This is a genomic window from Haladaptatus sp. QDMS2, assembly GCF_029338295.1.
Classification (GTDB): Archaea; Halobacteriota; Halobacteria; order Halobacteriales; family Halococcaceae; genus QDMS2.
In genome coordinates this window covers 2,312,922-2,326,588 of sequence record NZ_CP119791.1, presented here as the reverse complement: position 1 = coordinate 2,326,588, position 13,667 = coordinate 2,312,922, and the positions used below count along the sequence as shown (strand labels likewise).

17 protein-coding genes and 3 tRNA genes are annotated in these 13,667 nt (G+C 60.3%); 8 read left to right on the top strand and 12 right to left on the bottom strand.

What is annotated here, in order from left to right; all coding sequences use genetic code 11:
• Positions 1-2: 2 nt before the first annotated feature.
• Both P1M51_RS12625 and P1M51_RS12620 read right to left on the bottom strand, forming a co-directional pair.
• Complete coding sequence (locus P1M51_RS12625) at positions 3-128, bottom strand: hypothetical protein (protein WP_276245528.1); 126 nt, start codon at positions 126-128, stop codon at positions 3-5.
• Positions 129-178: 50 nt separating this feature from the next.
• Positions 179-517 (bottom strand): hypothetical protein, encoded by a 339-nt coding sequence (locus P1M51_RS12620; protein WP_276245527.1) that lies wholly within the window; start codon positions 515-517, stop codon positions 179-181.
• A gap of 83 nt (positions 518-600) precedes the next feature.
• Between P1M51_RS12620 and P1M51_RS12615 the strand changes: the two genes are divergently transcribed.
• Positions 601-1,038 (top strand): SRPBCC domain-containing protein, encoded by a 438-nt coding sequence (locus tag P1M51_RS12615; protein WP_276274565.1) that lies wholly within the window; start codon positions 601-603, stop codon positions 1,036-1,038.
• A 70-nt stretch (positions 1,039-1,108) separates the two neighbouring features.
• Here the strand turns inward: P1M51_RS12615 and P1M51_RS12610 are convergent, their stop codons facing one another.
• From P1M51_RS12610 to P1M51_RS12595, 4 genes are all read right to left on the bottom strand, one after another.
• Positions 1,109-1,810 carry a hypothetical protein gene (locus tag P1M51_RS12610; protein WP_276245525.1) on the bottom strand — a complete coding sequence of 234 codons (702 nt, stop codon included), beginning with the start codon at positions 1,808-1,810 and terminating at the stop codon, positions 1,109-1,111.
• A 361-nt stretch (positions 1,811-2,171) separates the two neighbouring features.
• Positions 2,172-2,245 (bottom strand) — tRNA-Phe (locus P1M51_RS12605).
• Positions 2,246-2,513: 268 nt separating this feature from the next.
• Positions 2,514-3,869 (bottom strand): nitrous oxide reductase family maturation protein NosD, encoded by a 1,356-nt coding sequence (locus P1M51_RS12600; RefSeq protein WP_276274564.1) that lies wholly within the window; start codon positions 3,867-3,869, stop codon positions 2,514-2,516.
• A gap of 506 nt (positions 3,870-4,375) precedes the next feature.
• Positions 4,376-4,449 (bottom strand) — tRNA-Val (locus tag P1M51_RS12595).
• An 84-nt stretch (positions 4,450-4,533) separates the two neighbouring features.
• Here P1M51_RS12595 and P1M51_RS12590 point away from each other — a divergent pair.
• From P1M51_RS12590 to P1M51_RS12580, 3 genes are read left to right on the top strand one after another with little or no spacing between them, the layout of a single operon-like run.
• Complete coding sequence (locus P1M51_RS12590; RefSeq protein ID WP_276245523.1) at positions 4,534-5,043, top strand: DUF192 domain-containing protein; 510 nt, start codon at positions 4,534-4,536, stop codon at positions 5,041-5,043.
• A 51-nt stretch (positions 5,044-5,094) separates the two neighbouring features.
• A complete protein-coding gene (locus tag P1M51_RS12585) occupies positions 5,095-7,011 on the top strand; it encodes an ABC transporter ATP-binding protein (RefSeq protein ID WP_276245522.1) in 1,917 nt (638 codons plus the stop codon).
• A gap of 33 nt (positions 7,012-7,044) precedes the next feature.
• Positions 7,045-7,770 carry a creatininase family protein gene (locus P1M51_RS12580; protein ID WP_276274563.1) on the top strand — a complete coding sequence of 242 codons (726 nt, stop codon included), beginning with the start codon at positions 7,045-7,047 and terminating at the stop codon, positions 7,768-7,770.
• A 20-nt stretch (positions 7,771-7,790) separates the two neighbouring features.
• Here the strand turns inward: P1M51_RS12580 and P1M51_RS12575 are convergent, their stop codons facing one another.
• From P1M51_RS12575 to P1M51_RS12565, 3 genes are all read right to left on the bottom strand, one after another.
• On the bottom strand, positions 7,791-8,267 hold the full coding sequence (locus P1M51_RS12575) for a hypothetical protein (protein ID WP_276274562.1): 477 nt from the start codon (positions 8,265-8,267) through the stop codon (positions 7,791-7,793).
• Between the two features lie 211 nt (positions 8,268-8,478).
• Positions 8,479-8,928, bottom strand: coding sequence for a DUF5790 family protein (locus P1M51_RS12570; protein WP_276245519.1), 450 nt, complete (start codon positions 8,926-8,928; stop codon positions 8,479-8,481).
• Between the two features lie 78 nt (positions 8,929-9,006).
• Entirely contained in the window at positions 9,007-9,342 is a 336-nt protein-coding gene (locus tag P1M51_RS12565; protein ID WP_276245518.1) for a dihydroneopterin aldolase family protein, read from the bottom strand.
• A gap of 96 nt (positions 9,343-9,438) precedes the next feature.
• On the opposite strand from P1M51_RS12565, the gene P1M51_RS12560 reads away from it, so the two are divergent.
• Together P1M51_RS12560 and azf are read left to right on the top strand one after the other, a co-directional pair.
• Positions 9,439-10,047 carry a translation initiation factor IF-2 subunit beta gene (locus P1M51_RS12560; protein WP_276245517.1) on the top strand — a complete coding sequence of 203 codons (609 nt, stop codon included), beginning with the start codon at positions 9,439-9,441 and terminating at the stop codon, positions 10,045-10,047.
• 61 nt (positions 10,048-10,108) lie between these two features.
• Complete coding sequence (azf, locus tag P1M51_RS12555; RefSeq protein WP_276245516.1) at positions 10,109-10,855, top strand: NAD-dependent glucose-6-phosphate dehydrogenase Azf; 747 nt, start codon at positions 10,109-10,111, stop codon at positions 10,853-10,855.
• A 1-nt stretch (position 10,856) separates the two neighbouring features.
• On the opposite strand, the gene P1M51_RS12550 is transcribed toward azf, so the two are convergent.
• Together P1M51_RS12550 and P1M51_RS12545 are read right to left on the bottom strand one after the other, a co-directional pair.
• Positions 10,857-11,474, bottom strand: coding sequence for a DUF309 domain-containing protein (locus P1M51_RS12550; protein ID WP_276274561.1), 618 nt, complete (start codon positions 11,472-11,474; stop codon positions 10,857-10,859).
• A gap of 35 nt (positions 11,475-11,509) precedes the next feature.
• The gene (locus tag P1M51_RS12545; protein ID WP_276245514.1) at positions 11,510-11,992 is read right to left on the bottom strand and encodes an HTH domain-containing protein; all 483 of its coding nucleotides are present in this window, start codon (positions 11,990-11,992) and stop codon (positions 11,510-11,512) included.
• 236 nt (positions 11,993-12,228) lie between these two features.
• On the opposite strand from P1M51_RS12545, the gene P1M51_RS12540 reads away from it, so the two are divergent.
• The gene (locus tag P1M51_RS12540; RefSeq protein WP_276274560.1) at positions 12,229-12,597 is read left to right on the top strand and encodes a hypothetical protein; all 369 of its coding nucleotides are present in this window, start codon (positions 12,229-12,231) and stop codon (positions 12,595-12,597) included.
• A 213-nt stretch (positions 12,598-12,810) separates the two neighbouring features.
• Here P1M51_RS12540 and P1M51_RS12535 read toward each other — a convergent pair.
• A tRNA-Arg gene (locus P1M51_RS12535) sits at positions 12,811-12,883 on the bottom strand.
• Positions 12,884-13,049: 166 nt separating this feature from the next.
• On the opposite strand from P1M51_RS12535, the gene P1M51_RS12530 reads away from it, so the two are divergent.
• Entirely contained in the window at positions 13,050-13,541 is a 492-nt protein-coding gene (locus tag P1M51_RS12530) for a hypothetical protein (RefSeq protein ID WP_276274559.1), read from the top strand.
• Positions 13,542-13,667: the final 126 nt, after the last annotated feature.

Here is a 13,667-nt window from a genome sequence, read left to right as displayed (position 1 = left end):
CCTCAGTTCCCCAGCCACCGGACGATCGCCCCGACGAGGAGCACGAGCGCTCCGCCGATGAACGTGCCGGGAATTGGCAGTACGAACAGGCCTGCACCGAACGCCAGGATGATGGTCGAAGTGCGCATGACTGGCCGTTGTCGACTGCCACGGTTACGACTTGTGGCCGCCTTTCTCCCTACTCGCTGATGTCCTCGTCGAACGCCTCCTGTGCCAAGTCTTCGAGCAAGTCTTTCACCGACTCTACAGCGTCGTCGGTAAGGCCGTCGATGGCTTCGACGCTGTGTGCGCCGCCATGTGCCGTCTGCAAGGCGTTTTCGTTCAGCTTCCCGTCCGGGTCTACGACCGGGAGCTTCAGGTCCGTGAAGTTCTCGGGCGGGAAGCCAGTCGCCGAGAGGGCGAAGTGGTCTGCGATTTCACCGAGGTCATCGGTATTGAAATCGTTCTTCTGAGGCGCGTCCCAATCGTCGGTCGTCGTCCCCGAATACGAGGGTTCGTGGTAGTCGAACGCCGTCATGACGCTAGGTGTCGGTGAGGATTGCCGTGATTGTAAGCACCATGGCCGGAAACGGTCATCCTCTCAGCGGCCCTCTTTCACGTATGCAATCGATAGAGACGTTCGTGGACATCGACGCGCCGCCGAGCGTGGTGTGGAACCTCCTCACCGACCTCTCGTCGTATCCCGAGTGGAACCCCCACATCGTGCGTGCACGTGGTGACCTTCGGGTCGGTTCGTCCCTTGACATCCGCATCCGCCGAAAGGGGGTCAAAGACCGCGACATGACGGTGACGATTAGCGAGTTGGAACCCGAGCGTCGACTCGCCTGGGTCGGCACCCTCCTCCACACACGAATTTTCGAGGGACGACACGTGTACGAACTCGAACCACTCGACGGCAGTCGTACGCGCCTTCACAACCGTGAATCGGTGCGCGGACTCCTCGCCTCATCCGCGCTGACCGACGACCCAGCACGCGACTACGAGGCGATGAACCGCGCGCTCAAATCCCGTGCAGAGCAGGCGGCGAAGGCAACATAATCTCGTCACTCGGCGTTCTACAACGGTAAAAAAAGCAGGGCGAAACGGCTGCCTGCAGCCGCGACTCGCGTTATTCTTTGGGTTTGTAGTTCACGGTGACGTTCTTCGCGCCGTAGATGTCGTCCCACGTCTTATCCGCATCGAGCAGGAGGACCATGATTTCGACCTCGCCTTCCTCAGCGTTGCTCTCCTCGAAGGCTTCCGCCGGAATCGATAGCGAGTACGTGCCGCGCTCTTTGAACGTCACGTTCTGTCGGTCGACGAGCGTACCCTTCGCCCGGGTGTGGTCGCCGTCCTTCTCGAGATACCCGTTCACGTACACGAGAAAGTACGGTTCGCCGTCCACGGTGCCGTGTTCGGCCGGGTCCACGCGCTGCATGCTCGTGTTCGCGGTGACTTCTAACTCGACCGAGGAGTAGCCTTCGGAACTCGAGCCGTTCCCGTCAACTACCTCGACAGAGAAGATACGCGACCCGTTCTCCTCGCCCATGTTGTTCTGCAGCGGCGTGTTCGGCGGCTGCGGGCGCGTCCACGCCTCACGCGGTGCCGACGTTTCCGTCGGTTCCTGCGTCGTCGCTTCCGTCGTCTGTTGGGTCGTGGTCTGGGCTGCCGTGGTGGCGTTCGCCGTGGTCGTCTGCGCGGCTGTCGTGGTCGCTTCTGTCGCTTCGGTCGTCGCGTCGGTCGTCGACTGGTCTCCTTGGCCGCCGAGGCCGGTACATCCGGCAAGGAGGACGAGCCCGACGACGAAAATCGAAAGTAGGGGGCGTTTCATACGCGCCCTCAGTACTCGGGGATGGTTATTATGGGGTGATTAGAACCGGAAACGGTGGCCGCCTTCCCGCAAATTTGCCGGTTTTGGGTTGTGATTCACTCACAGTCGCTTTCGGTTTTCACAGGTTGTCGTCTCCCGGATTGTGAACCGAGTCGAGACGGACCGCTCGCTTCGTTCACGGTTGCGACTCGTCGGGTTCAAATCGCTCGTGAACAATTTCACTGCTCACGTTGTTCGCAGGGACATGCCGCCTCCCGGATTGTGAACAACGGTCGCTGTCGCTCCCTGATTCAAATCCGGTCGGATTGATGTTACACCTCTCGACGCGCTCGCTTCGCTCGTGCGTTCGAGAGTTGGAAAATGCCGCCTCCCGGATTTGAACCGGGGACAGCCCGATCTTCAGTCGAGTGCTCTCCCAGGCTGAGCTAAGGCGGCGCACCGCGCTGGTGTGCAATCGAACGGAGGGTGACTGCACAAAAAAGGATTTCGAAAGGCGGCGGCAGATTCAGGGGAGAAACAGGTCCGCCACGTCGAACAGCGTTCCGCAGTCTACGCACTCGTAGTCAGTCCCACCGGCCGATTTGACGTAGCCCTTGCACTCGGGACAGGATTTTGCCATCACGGATAATGGGGTGTGGTGACACATATCGCTTCCGGCAGAGCCGACCGCTTCACCGTGCGGTTCGAGGGACGATCGAGCCACTCACGCTGTCGCGTTGAAGACGGGACTTTCCAGCCAGCCGTCGAAGTGGACGCTCGACGTGTTGGAGGCGGTTCGTCCCGTCACGGCGTCACCGTAGCCGTCTGCTTTTTCCTCGGACACGGGGTCCGTGAGCGTATCCGAGGCGTCTTCGGGTGACGATGCGCCGTCAGAAGCACCCCAGTAGTTCCCCATCGCATCGACGAAGTCGTCATCGTGGTTCGCGATGCCGAAGGCGTGGTTTTCGACGATGTCGTTCTGGTGGACGGAGACGAGTTCTGCACCCTCGCCACCTGCGCCACAGAGTGCCGTGTTGTGTATTTCGATGCCAATGTTGTTCCCCGCGATGCGGTTGCGTTCGATGGTGACGCCGCCAGTGACCGTCCGCAGTTGTATGCCGTGGACGTTGTCTGCGAGCTTGTTACCCACCACGATGTGGTCGCCGGTTTCGAGCTGGATGCCACCGCCGGCCATCTGGATGCCCTCGCCGTTGCCGACGAGCGTGTTGTTCTCGATTCGCTGGCCACCGGCGTTCACGTCGATTGCGAAGTCGGTGGCTCCGATGACGTGATTGCCGTGGACGAGGTTGTTCTCACCGGAGACGGCGATGCCCGTCTGGACGTTTTTGAGCGTGTTGTCTCGGATGACGTTGTCGCTGCTGCGGACGAGCAACGCCGTACTCTCGTACGTCTCGTCGGTCGTCATGAATTCGTTGCCGACGAACGTGTTGTCCGGGGCGTCGGGTCGGATGTCGACCGTCCCCTCGACGAAACGGTTGTTCTGCACGACGTTCCGGGAGGAATCGTCGATGATGAGCGTCTCCTGGGCGGTGTAACTCGTACCGAAGTCGTTGCCGACGAGGGTGTTCCCGTCCGCGTTGCGCAGGACGATTCCGTAGAGACTCCGTGAGATGTCGGTGTCCGCGACCGTGATGTCAGTCGAGTTCTCGAGCAGAAGTGCGCCCGACACGTCACCGTCTCGAAGGTCGAGATTCTCGACGGTTCCACCGGAAACGCCCTTCAACTGGACGCCACCGCTTCGGCGCTGGACGGCGAGATTGGAGAGCGACACGTCAGAGAGCGTCTCGGTACCAGTGACGAGAATCGCCGGTCCCTGTGCCGGGCCGTCGATGGTGAACCCGTTTCCGTCTACCGTCACGTCGCTCGCGGTGATGCGAAGACAGGCGTCTCGGCCTTCGTTCGAGATGTTCTGCGTGAGATGATAGGTTCCAGACTCGGAGATGACCTGACAGGAATTCAGTTCGACAACGTCACTCTGTGCGCCCCCTACGACGGTCCCGCCCGCAGTGGTAGAGAGGAGGACAAGGAGGGTTCCAAAAACCGCAGTCTGTGTTGACATGGAGGTGTACTCTTTGTTTCAGCGCCTGAGGGTGTTTATTATGAACGCGCTAAGCGGATGAAACAACGAAAACTCACTGAAATGGTCTTGCCAGCAGGGGATTTGTAACGACAGAAACACAACTCAACTCCCGGTTCGGATTCGAGTTCTTGGAACAGATGGGGGACTGCCGGCACAAGTGGGGGAGTGCCAGCAGTCCTGGGGGAAGTGAATCGTCCGTAAGTAGCACGACTCACACTGGATTTTGGGGGCCCTCCAGTTAGGCCACTTTCTCATTAGGCCTCTGACAATATAATCTTTTACCCTGACTATCAGGAAAACAACACATAATAAAAATTCAATAAAATGGCGCCGTCTCTCGAAAGTTCACCCGGACGGCTTCGGACCCGGGGGCTTCACTCGGGCGGATTCGAACCCCGGTCGCTACCGCTCCTCATTCGAATCCTTATAACCCATTCAGACGACACAGACTCCTCGCTTCGCTCGTCGTGTTGTGTCGTCAGAAATGGGCTCGGGCGGATTCGAACCACCGACCTCGGCCTTGTAAAGGCCACGTCATAACCAACTAGACCACGAGCCCGCACCCCAACCAAATCACTGCCCAAGAATAACAGTTACTTTCTCGTCCGGAACCCTTACCGGGGTCCCATTCCTTCTTTCAGTCATGGCCCCCTCGCTGCGAACCCTCCTCAAAGGCCCCATCCCATTTCTCATCGTCGGGATTGCCGCCCTTCTCGCGTTCAACTTCGGGCTCGTCGGCCCGCCTGCTCCGCCCGCAGATGGCGAGTACAACTGGACTGAGGTCACCGTCTCCGACGAGAACGGCGAGCAGCTCGGCGTCGTGCAGGCTCGCGTCGCCGACACGCAGGACAAACGCTACACCGGGCTCTCGAACACCACGTCGCTCGACGAAGACGAGGGGATGATATTCACCTACGAGGAGGAGGGTGAACACACCTACGTCATGCGAGACATGGACTTCCCGCTCGACATCATCTTCATCGGGGCAGACGGCAAAATCACCGAAATCTACCACGCTCCCGTCGAACCCGGAACCAGCAACAACGACCTTACGCGGTACACAGGGACCGGCCAGTACGTCCTCGAAGTGAATGAGGGCTGGACGACGAGGAACAACGTTTCGGTGGGTGACACCGTCTCCATCGGCGACTAATCAGTCAATTTGGGAACATCCTTTTCAGTCTCCCTCCCGTGACTCAGGGCAATGGACGTCCACGCAGACGAGGACGACCCATTCGAAGCCCAACGCGAACGCGCCGAGAACCCGATGTTACGCCTGTTCACCCACTACGGCGCAGCAAACAAGTTCTCGTTCGTCGTCGGTCTCTTCGGAAGCGTCGTCGCCCGTGTCCTCGACCTCTTGCCCCCACTCATCCTCGCCGTCGCCATCGACGCTATCTTCCTCCAGGAAGCGGCGTTCAGCCTCTGGCTCGTCCCAGACGCCTGGCTCCCGGCCGACCGCCCAGCGCAACTCTGGCTCTCTGCCGGTATCATCGGCTTCGCCTTCTTCGGCGGCGCGGCCTTCCACTGGATTCGAAACTGGGGCTGGAACGACTTCGCACAGAACATCCAGCACGCCATCCGCACCGACACCTACGACAAGATGCAGCGGCTGAACATGGACTTCTTCGCCGACAAGCAAACCGGCGAGATGATGTCCATCCTTTCGAACGACGTAAACCGGTTAGAGCGGTTTCTGAACGACGGGATGAACTCCGCGTTCCGCCTCTCGGTCATGGTTGTCGGCATCGCCGTCATCCTGTTTTCGATGAACTGGCAACTCGCCGCAATCGCACTCGTCCCGGTGCCCGCAATCGCGTTTTTCACTTACAAGTTCGTCAGCATCATCCAGCCGAAGTACGCGGACGTTCGCTCCTCGGTCGGCAAGGTTAACTCCCGACTCGAAAACAACCTCGGCGGCATCCAGGTCATCAAGGCGAGCAACACCGAGACGTACGAATCAGACCGCGTCGACGACGTGTCGATGAACTACTTCGAGGCCAACTGGGACGCCATTACGACGCGCATCAAGTTCTTCCCAGCACTGCGCGTCCTCGCCGGAATTGGCTTCGTCATCACGTTCACCGTCGGCGGCGTCTGGGTCCTCTCGGGACCGCCCGGCCCACTCTCGGGGACGCTCACCACAGGCCAGTTCGTCGCGTTCATCCTCTACACCCAGCGGTTCATCTGGCCGATGGCGCAGTTTGGACAAATTATCAACATGTACCAGCGGGCCCGTGCCTCCAGCGCCCGCATCTTCGGCCTGATGGACGAACCCGCTCGTATCGAGGAGTCGCCCGACGCAATCGACCTCAACGTTGAAGACGGGAGCGTCGAGTACGACCACGTCACCTTCGGCTACGACGACGGGGACACCATCCTCGAAGACGTCTCCGTCGTCGTCGAGGGCGGCGAGACGCTCGCGCTCGTCGGCCCGACGGGCGCAGGGAAATCGACCTTCCTCAAACTCCTGCTCCGGATGTACGACGTAGACGAGGGAGCGGTCAAAGTAGACGACACCGACGTCCGTGACGTGACCCTCTCCAGCCTCCGTAAATCCATTGGCTACGTCAGTCAAGACACCTTCCTGTTCTACGGGACGGTTCTGGAGAACATCGCCTATGGCACGTTCGACGCGAGCGAGGAGGACGTGGTGGAGGCGGCGAAAGCCGCGGAAGCCCACGACTTCATCGAGAACCTCACCGACGGCTACGACACGATGGTCGGCGAGCGCGGCGTGAAACTCTCGGGCGGACAGCGCCAGCGCATCGCCATCGCCCGAGCCATCCTCCGCGACCCGGACATCCTCATCTTAGACGAGGCGACGAGCGACGTGGACACCGAGACGGAGATGCTCATCCAGCGAAGTCTCGACAAACTCACCGCAGACCGGACGACGTTCGCCATCGCCCACCGCCTCTCGACAATCAAGGACGCGGACAAAATCGTCGTCTTGGAGGACGGGAAAATCGTCGAACGCGGCACCCACGACGACCTGCTCGCGGCGGACGGTCTCTACGCCCACCTCTGGGGGGTGCAAGCGGGCGAAATCGACTCCCTACCCGAGGAGTTCGTCGAACGCGCCGCCCGCAGGCAGGCCCGCACCGAGTCCGTGGACTGACCCATTAAGGTGCGCCAGGCACATGAGTCGTCCATGTACCTCGCCGAAGAGACGTGGACGGACGCCGATTCCGCCGACACGAATCTCGCACTCCTCCCCGTCGGCAGCACCGAACAGCACGGGCCACACGCCCCACTCGGCACGGACATTCTCACTGCAGAGGCCGTCGCCACCGCCGGGCACGAGGCCTACGATGGCGATCTCGTCGTTGCCCCCACAATTCCCGTCGGTATCGCAGAAGAACATCGCCACTTCACCGGCACGCTCTGGGTCTCAGAGGACACCTTCCGGCGCTACGTGCGCGAAACAATCCAGAGCCTCGCGTACCACGGTTGGGACCGCGTCGTCGTCGTCAACGGCCACGGCGGCAACATCAACGCACTCGCCGAAGTCTGCCAAACCATCACCCGCCACGACGACGCCTTTGCCGTCCCCTTCACCTGGTTTACCGGGCGCAAGGAAATGGGCCACGGCGGGCCCCTCGAGACCGCACTGCTCCGACACACGAACCCCGACCTCGTCCACGAAGACCGCATCGAGGAAGCCCGCAAAGGGGCGGCTGAACGCTGGGGCGACTGGGCGAGTCGCGTGAACCTCGCGGTGGATTCGGCGGAATTTACGGAAAATGGTGTGGTTGGCGACCCGGGCGCAGGCGACGCAGAGCGCGGCGAAGCATTGCTCGACGATGCGGGGACGGCGCTTGCAACGTTGTTAGAAGCAGTCAGAGAGCGAGATGTGTCGCGGCCCGTCCACAAGTAATCCGTTGCCCACGCTCCTGCTTACGTACACTCGATTCTGAGTCGCACTTCGAACTCATTATCATCAAATTTCACTCGGTCACGAGCCGTGTAGGTTCCCTTCGGATAGCCAGCCAGAGAGGGAGCAAACGTGAGAACGGCGTACTCCTCACAGAGCCGGTCCCCTGCCGTGACTTTCCATAGTCGCCCACTCTCGAGTTGCAGCGCTGACAGACCCATCGGCCAGCTCTTCCCGACTGGCTGGTCCGGAATCACATGCTGTTGCTCGTTTAACCGAGGTGGGAAGATCATCACTCGTTTTGTCTCGTCGTCGTTCCACGCGGAAAAGCGATTGAACGGGGCAATGTACCCATAGTATAACGTCGTAGGGGTATCTCCGACGTATGTCAAACAGACCGTGACGAGCGGTGGACTCGTTGCTGTGGGGGCACTTGAGGCTTCGACGGTGAGTTCGAGGGCGTCTGTCGGCGGGTGTATCTCCGTCGAATACGTTATCATACCATCAGTTCGCGCACAGCCAAGAGGATTCTTTCGCCTGATTCGAAACTGGAATCTCAAGTGGTAGTTTCAGCCTTCGTCTGCATTCTGGTACCTGTCCGCGGAAAAGGGAGCGAGCAAGGTTTGTAACCACTTCTGTGTAAAAAGCTGTCGCTCTCCGAAAATTCAATGCGCGAATTGCAGAACGTCACGGCGACGCTCGGAGTGGTCCCTACTCTTCTTCGTCCTCTTCCTCTTCTTCCTCGTCTTCTTCGTCCGCATCCTCCGCTTCTTCGCCCATAGCTTCGAGCGATTTGCGGAGTTTCGGAATCGTCGAGGTGAGGCCGCCGACCTTCTCGTGGGCCTCCTCGATCTCCTCGATGAGTTCGGTGAGGTCCTCGATTTGTTGTTCTAAGTCGTCTGCGTCCTCGAAGGCGTCAGCCCGCACGCCCATCGTGTACCATTTTTTGGCGTTGCGCAGGTGCTCTTCTGCGTCGCCCGTATTGAGGGCCGAGCGAAGGGAGTTGAGGACGCCGAGGGTGTTCTCGGCTTCCACGTCCCACACGTCGTCCGCAGCTGGGAGCGACTCGTATGCTTGCTGGAGGTGCGACTCCACGTCGGCACGCATTTCGCTTGCGGCTTCGCCGAAGAGTTCGTCGTCGTTGAGCGTCGCTTGACTCATGGCCTGGTATTCGTTGGCATCCCTTTTAAACCATTGCCCGAAACTGAAAGTGAAAATCGCGTGCTGTCAGGGGGTTTTTCAGGCCACGTCCACGACGCGCATCATCGGGTAGCCGCCTTCCATCGCCATGCGCGTGTGCACGGTGACACCTTCGTACTCGATACGCATCTCGACGTCCATGAACTTGCCCGTAAGCTCGGTGTAGCCGTGGTCGATGGCCGCTGCGAGGTCGTCTTTGCGAATCTCCACCGAGACTGCCTCACAGTGGGGTTGGTTCAAAATCGCTTCCTCCATAGCACGGGCGAGCGAGTCAGCACTCTCGGGGCTGACGGGCGTCCCCGCGAACTGGTGATACAGCGTGCCGAACTTGATGCCCGCCTCGAAACAGGCGGTCTCTGCGTCGGTCGGTTCCATGGCGCTTTCTCCGCCTTCCGGGCCAATACGTCTTCTGTGACCCCACGCGATAGCTAATCACGCAACTCCTTTAGGCCCCGGCCACCTCGTTCGAGTATGGACTACGAAGCCAGCCTCAACAGAGCCATGGAGTCTGTGCCCGACTTCCGGGGCAGCGAAGACCGACTTCGCGTCCCAGACGCGGAGGTGCAAAAGGACGGGGCGTTCACTCGCCTGACGAACCTGAACGCCATCGCGGACGCCCTCTCGCGCAAACCGGAACATCTCCACAGCGCAATCCAGCGCGAATTCGGGACGAACGGTCAGATAGAGGAGAATTGGGCGCGCTACAACGGGTCGTTCTCGCCTTCCGACTTCGAGGCGGCCATCGAGAGCTACATGGAAGAGTTCGTCATCTGCTCTGAGTGTGGCCTTCCCGACACCCGCCTGACGATGGAAGGGCGCACGCAGATGCTCCGCTGTGAGGCCTGTGGTGCCTTCCGCCCCGTCGCAAAGCGCAGCAAAACCTCCGCGACCCAGAACCGTGCCGTCCTCGAAGAGGGCAAGACCTACGAGGTCAAGATTACCGACACCGGTCGCAAGGGCGACGGCGTCGCCGAGAAAGGCAAGTACACCATCTTCGTGCCCGGCGCACGCGAGGGTGACGTGGTGAACATCTACATCGAGAACATCTCTGGCACGCTGGCGTTCGCGCGGCTCGCCTAATCTACAGACGACTTTTCTGAATCGCACGTTACTTACTGTCCCCGCTCCGAGAACCATCTGAATGGACGACCCGGTCTTACTCACGGGCGCTGCGGGCCGCGTCGGCACGGCCATCCTGGGCGACATTGCCGACAAGTACGAGTGGCGACTCCTCGACCGCGAACCCCCCACTGGCGAGGTCGACCACGAGTACGTCGTCGCCGACATCACGGATGAGGAGGCCATCCGAGAAGCGGTCGAGGGCGTCTCTGCAATCATCCACCTCGCGGGTGACCCCCGTCCCGAGGCCCCCTGGGATAGCGTCTTACGGAACAACATCGACGGCACACAGAACATCCTCGAAGCAGCGGTCGACGCGGGCGTAGAGAAGTTCGCCTTCGCCTCCTCGAATCACGCGGTGGGCGCGTTCGAGACCGAGGAGCGAAAACCGGACATCTACCGCACGCACGACGAGTTTCGCTTAGACGGCACCGAACTTCCCCGACCGAGTAACCTCTACGGCGTGAGCAAAGCCTCCGGCGAGATTCTCGGCCGGTACTACCACGACCACCACGACCTGAGCGTGGTCTGCGTACGAATTGGCAACCTCACGAAGGACCACCCGCCAATCGACTACGAGCGCGGGCAGGCCATGTGGCTCTCCTATCGCGACTGTGCGCACCTGTTCGACCGGTGTATCCAGGCCGACTACGACTACGAAATCGTCTACGGCATCTCGGACAACGACCGCAAGTACTACTCCATCGACCGGGCGAAGGAGGTCCTCGGCTACGAGCCACGGGACAATTCCGCACACTTCGACGAATAGCTCAATCGAACAATCCCTCTACGTCTCGTTCTTTCGACTTCCGGCGTTCTACGTGCTGAGAAAGTCGCTGGAAGACAATGGCGCGGTGGGCAGGGTCGGACGCAAAGTCCATCACGAACGTGATAAACTGACTTGTCTGATTGTTCGCTGCTAAATCGTCTCGCGCGTAGGCGACTGCCTGCGCGACGACCGCCTCGTCGTAATCGTGTTCTTCGGCAAGCACCAGCGCCGCAATCGCGGCCGCCGGAAAGTCGAGGTGGTGTACGTGGAGTTCGCGTCCTTCGTAGGTTAGCGCGAGCGGCGCATCGAGGTCGATGGCGGTCGGGTCGCGGGCGAGCGTCGTGAGGTAGTCGCAGACCGGCCCGACGTTCACGCCTCGGTAGTCGGCGGGAAGTTCGGCGAGATACTCGCCCGCGCTCTCGACGAGTCCGGCCACGCCCTCCCAGTTCTGGCGCGTCGCGTGGTGAACCGCGGCGGTGAACTGGATGAGGCCGTGGAGCAGGCGCTCGTCGTCGCTACCTGCGTCGAGGTCCAACCACACGTCCTCCCAGGCGTCGTGGGCGGCGTGGAACTCGCCCGCGTTGTAGATGGCGATGCCTGCCTGGAGGTGGTCGTCCATACGCGAATCTCGAGAGCGAAGGTGAAAAGGTGTGGTTACTGGCTCGCCTGTCCGGCAGCGAGTAGCGGCCGGTCGGTCTGCTCGTCCAGCGTGGCGAGGCACTCGTCGATGGTGACGGGTGCACCTTCGTAGGCGCACGGCGCGACGCCGACGAGTTCGTCGTCGTGGTACTCTGCGAGCACCATCAGCGGGAGGACGATGCTCTCGTATTGTTCGTCGGTAATGCTCGAATCGACTTCGTGGACCTCGAACACCGAAGAGAGCGACCGGCCGTTTCGGTCGGCCCACCGTTCGAACTCGGAAATTTTGTCGAGGACGCGCTTGCCGGCTTCGGTGCGCGCGGTGGCTGCCGTCGTGCACACCTCTCTGCCCCAGACTTCGATGTCGTAGTCTGCGATGGCGTCTGCGTCCTTGAGCGAGTCCAGTTGGTCGATGATGCGGTCTTGCTGCTCGCGCGCGACTCCAGGTGCGAGCGAGCGGACGTACAGTTCGAGTCGAGTCTCTGCTTGGTGGCTCATTGTCCCCTGTCCCCTCTGAGGGGGAGTACGGACTTCCTTCACATATAGTTGTTTGGCCACCGGACGGACAGTCAGTTTCTGCGACTAAGCACGTGTTAAAATGTTATGAATGTCCAGTAATCTCCCAAAACCGTCCGACGGGCAGCAATTCTCGACAGTACTCGCAAACGAATGATATTCTTCGATTAACGATACTATACCTATGTCACGTGCGGGAGATGTCCTAGGGTCGCACCATGGCAACCCAACCATCCCGGACGCTGGCAGACGAGGGGTTTGGCTTTCGAATGGAATCGCTCACGTCGGTTCACTGGCTGCTCGCAGTGCTCGCCATCATCACGGGGGCAGTTCACGTCTATCTCTACACGCTAGACGGCATGGTTCCGTTCCTCCTCGCCGGCGTCATCTTCTTCGCCGCGGTTGTCGCGATGGCGCTCAACGTCTTTAGACGACTTCTCTATGCCATCGGGATTCTCTTCGTCACCGGCCAAGTCGTCCTCTGGATTCTCGCTGGCACGCCACACTTTACGATTGGCGTTCTCGATAAGGTCGTGCAGGTCGCCATGCTCGTCGTCCTCGGCTATCTGCTGTACACGGGCGAGTAGCTCTGTCGCTCGAATTTTTGTAGAAGTGTCCTGGCGGAGTTCCACGCGAGCGGACGCGAGCGTGGAGTAAGTCAGGGCGCGAATGAAATGAGCGTCCTGACGGAGTCTCACACGAGTGAAACGAGTGTGAGGCACGTGAGAACGCAGTTCTCACGGAGTTCCACGCGAGCGAACGCGAGCGTGGAGCAAGTCAGGTCGTTGAATGAAATGAAACGTCCTGACGGAGATTTGAACTCCGGTCCCTGGCTCCGCAAGCCAGGAGGATAGTCCACTACCCTATCAGGACTCATCTACACGTACCTCCGGCGCGGTTAAAGGGGTTACGATTCTCGCCCTCGCTTCGTCCGTCGATTTTGCGGGTGTCACTCACTCGCTCGCACCGGGTTTCGATATGTGAAATGGCTCTTTGAATCTACCCAACGTCCTTTATTACACCCGGCGACGGTACTGGTATGAATCGACGAACATTCATCGTGTCCGCGGCGGGTGTCGCCGCGACGGCTGGAGCAGGCTGTGTCAGCTCCGGAAATGGAAACGGTTCGGGTGGCAACACGACCACGACCGCGACGCCAGAGCCGAAGCCAAAGGTGACGAACAAATCGCTCTCGGTGGTCAGTGCGGGCTGTGGGAACGAAGTCAGCGAAGCGAGCGTCTCGTTCCAGCCCGACCAGTCGCAGGTGCAGGTCAGCGGGGTCATCTGGGGGCCAAACGCTTGTCACACCGGAAAACTCGAATCGGCCGAGTACGACGAGGAGTCTGACACGCTCACGGTCCACGTCGTCACGAAACAGCCAGACGAGGACGCGATGTGCGCGCAGTGTATTCAGGAGATCGAGTACGAGGCGTCGGTCGGATTCGAAAACGGCCTCCCCGAGACGGTCGTCGTGAACCACACCGTCGGCGGCGAGAAGACGGAAGTCACCAAGAAATCACAGTCGGCGTAGATTCAAGTCGGATGGCGGGACAATCCCTCGTCATGCACGCTAGATTCGGCCTGAAAAAACCGACCGACGAGAGCCGTCTATTCGACCAACGACAACGCTTAAGCGCGGCCATAACTTGGTGAATCG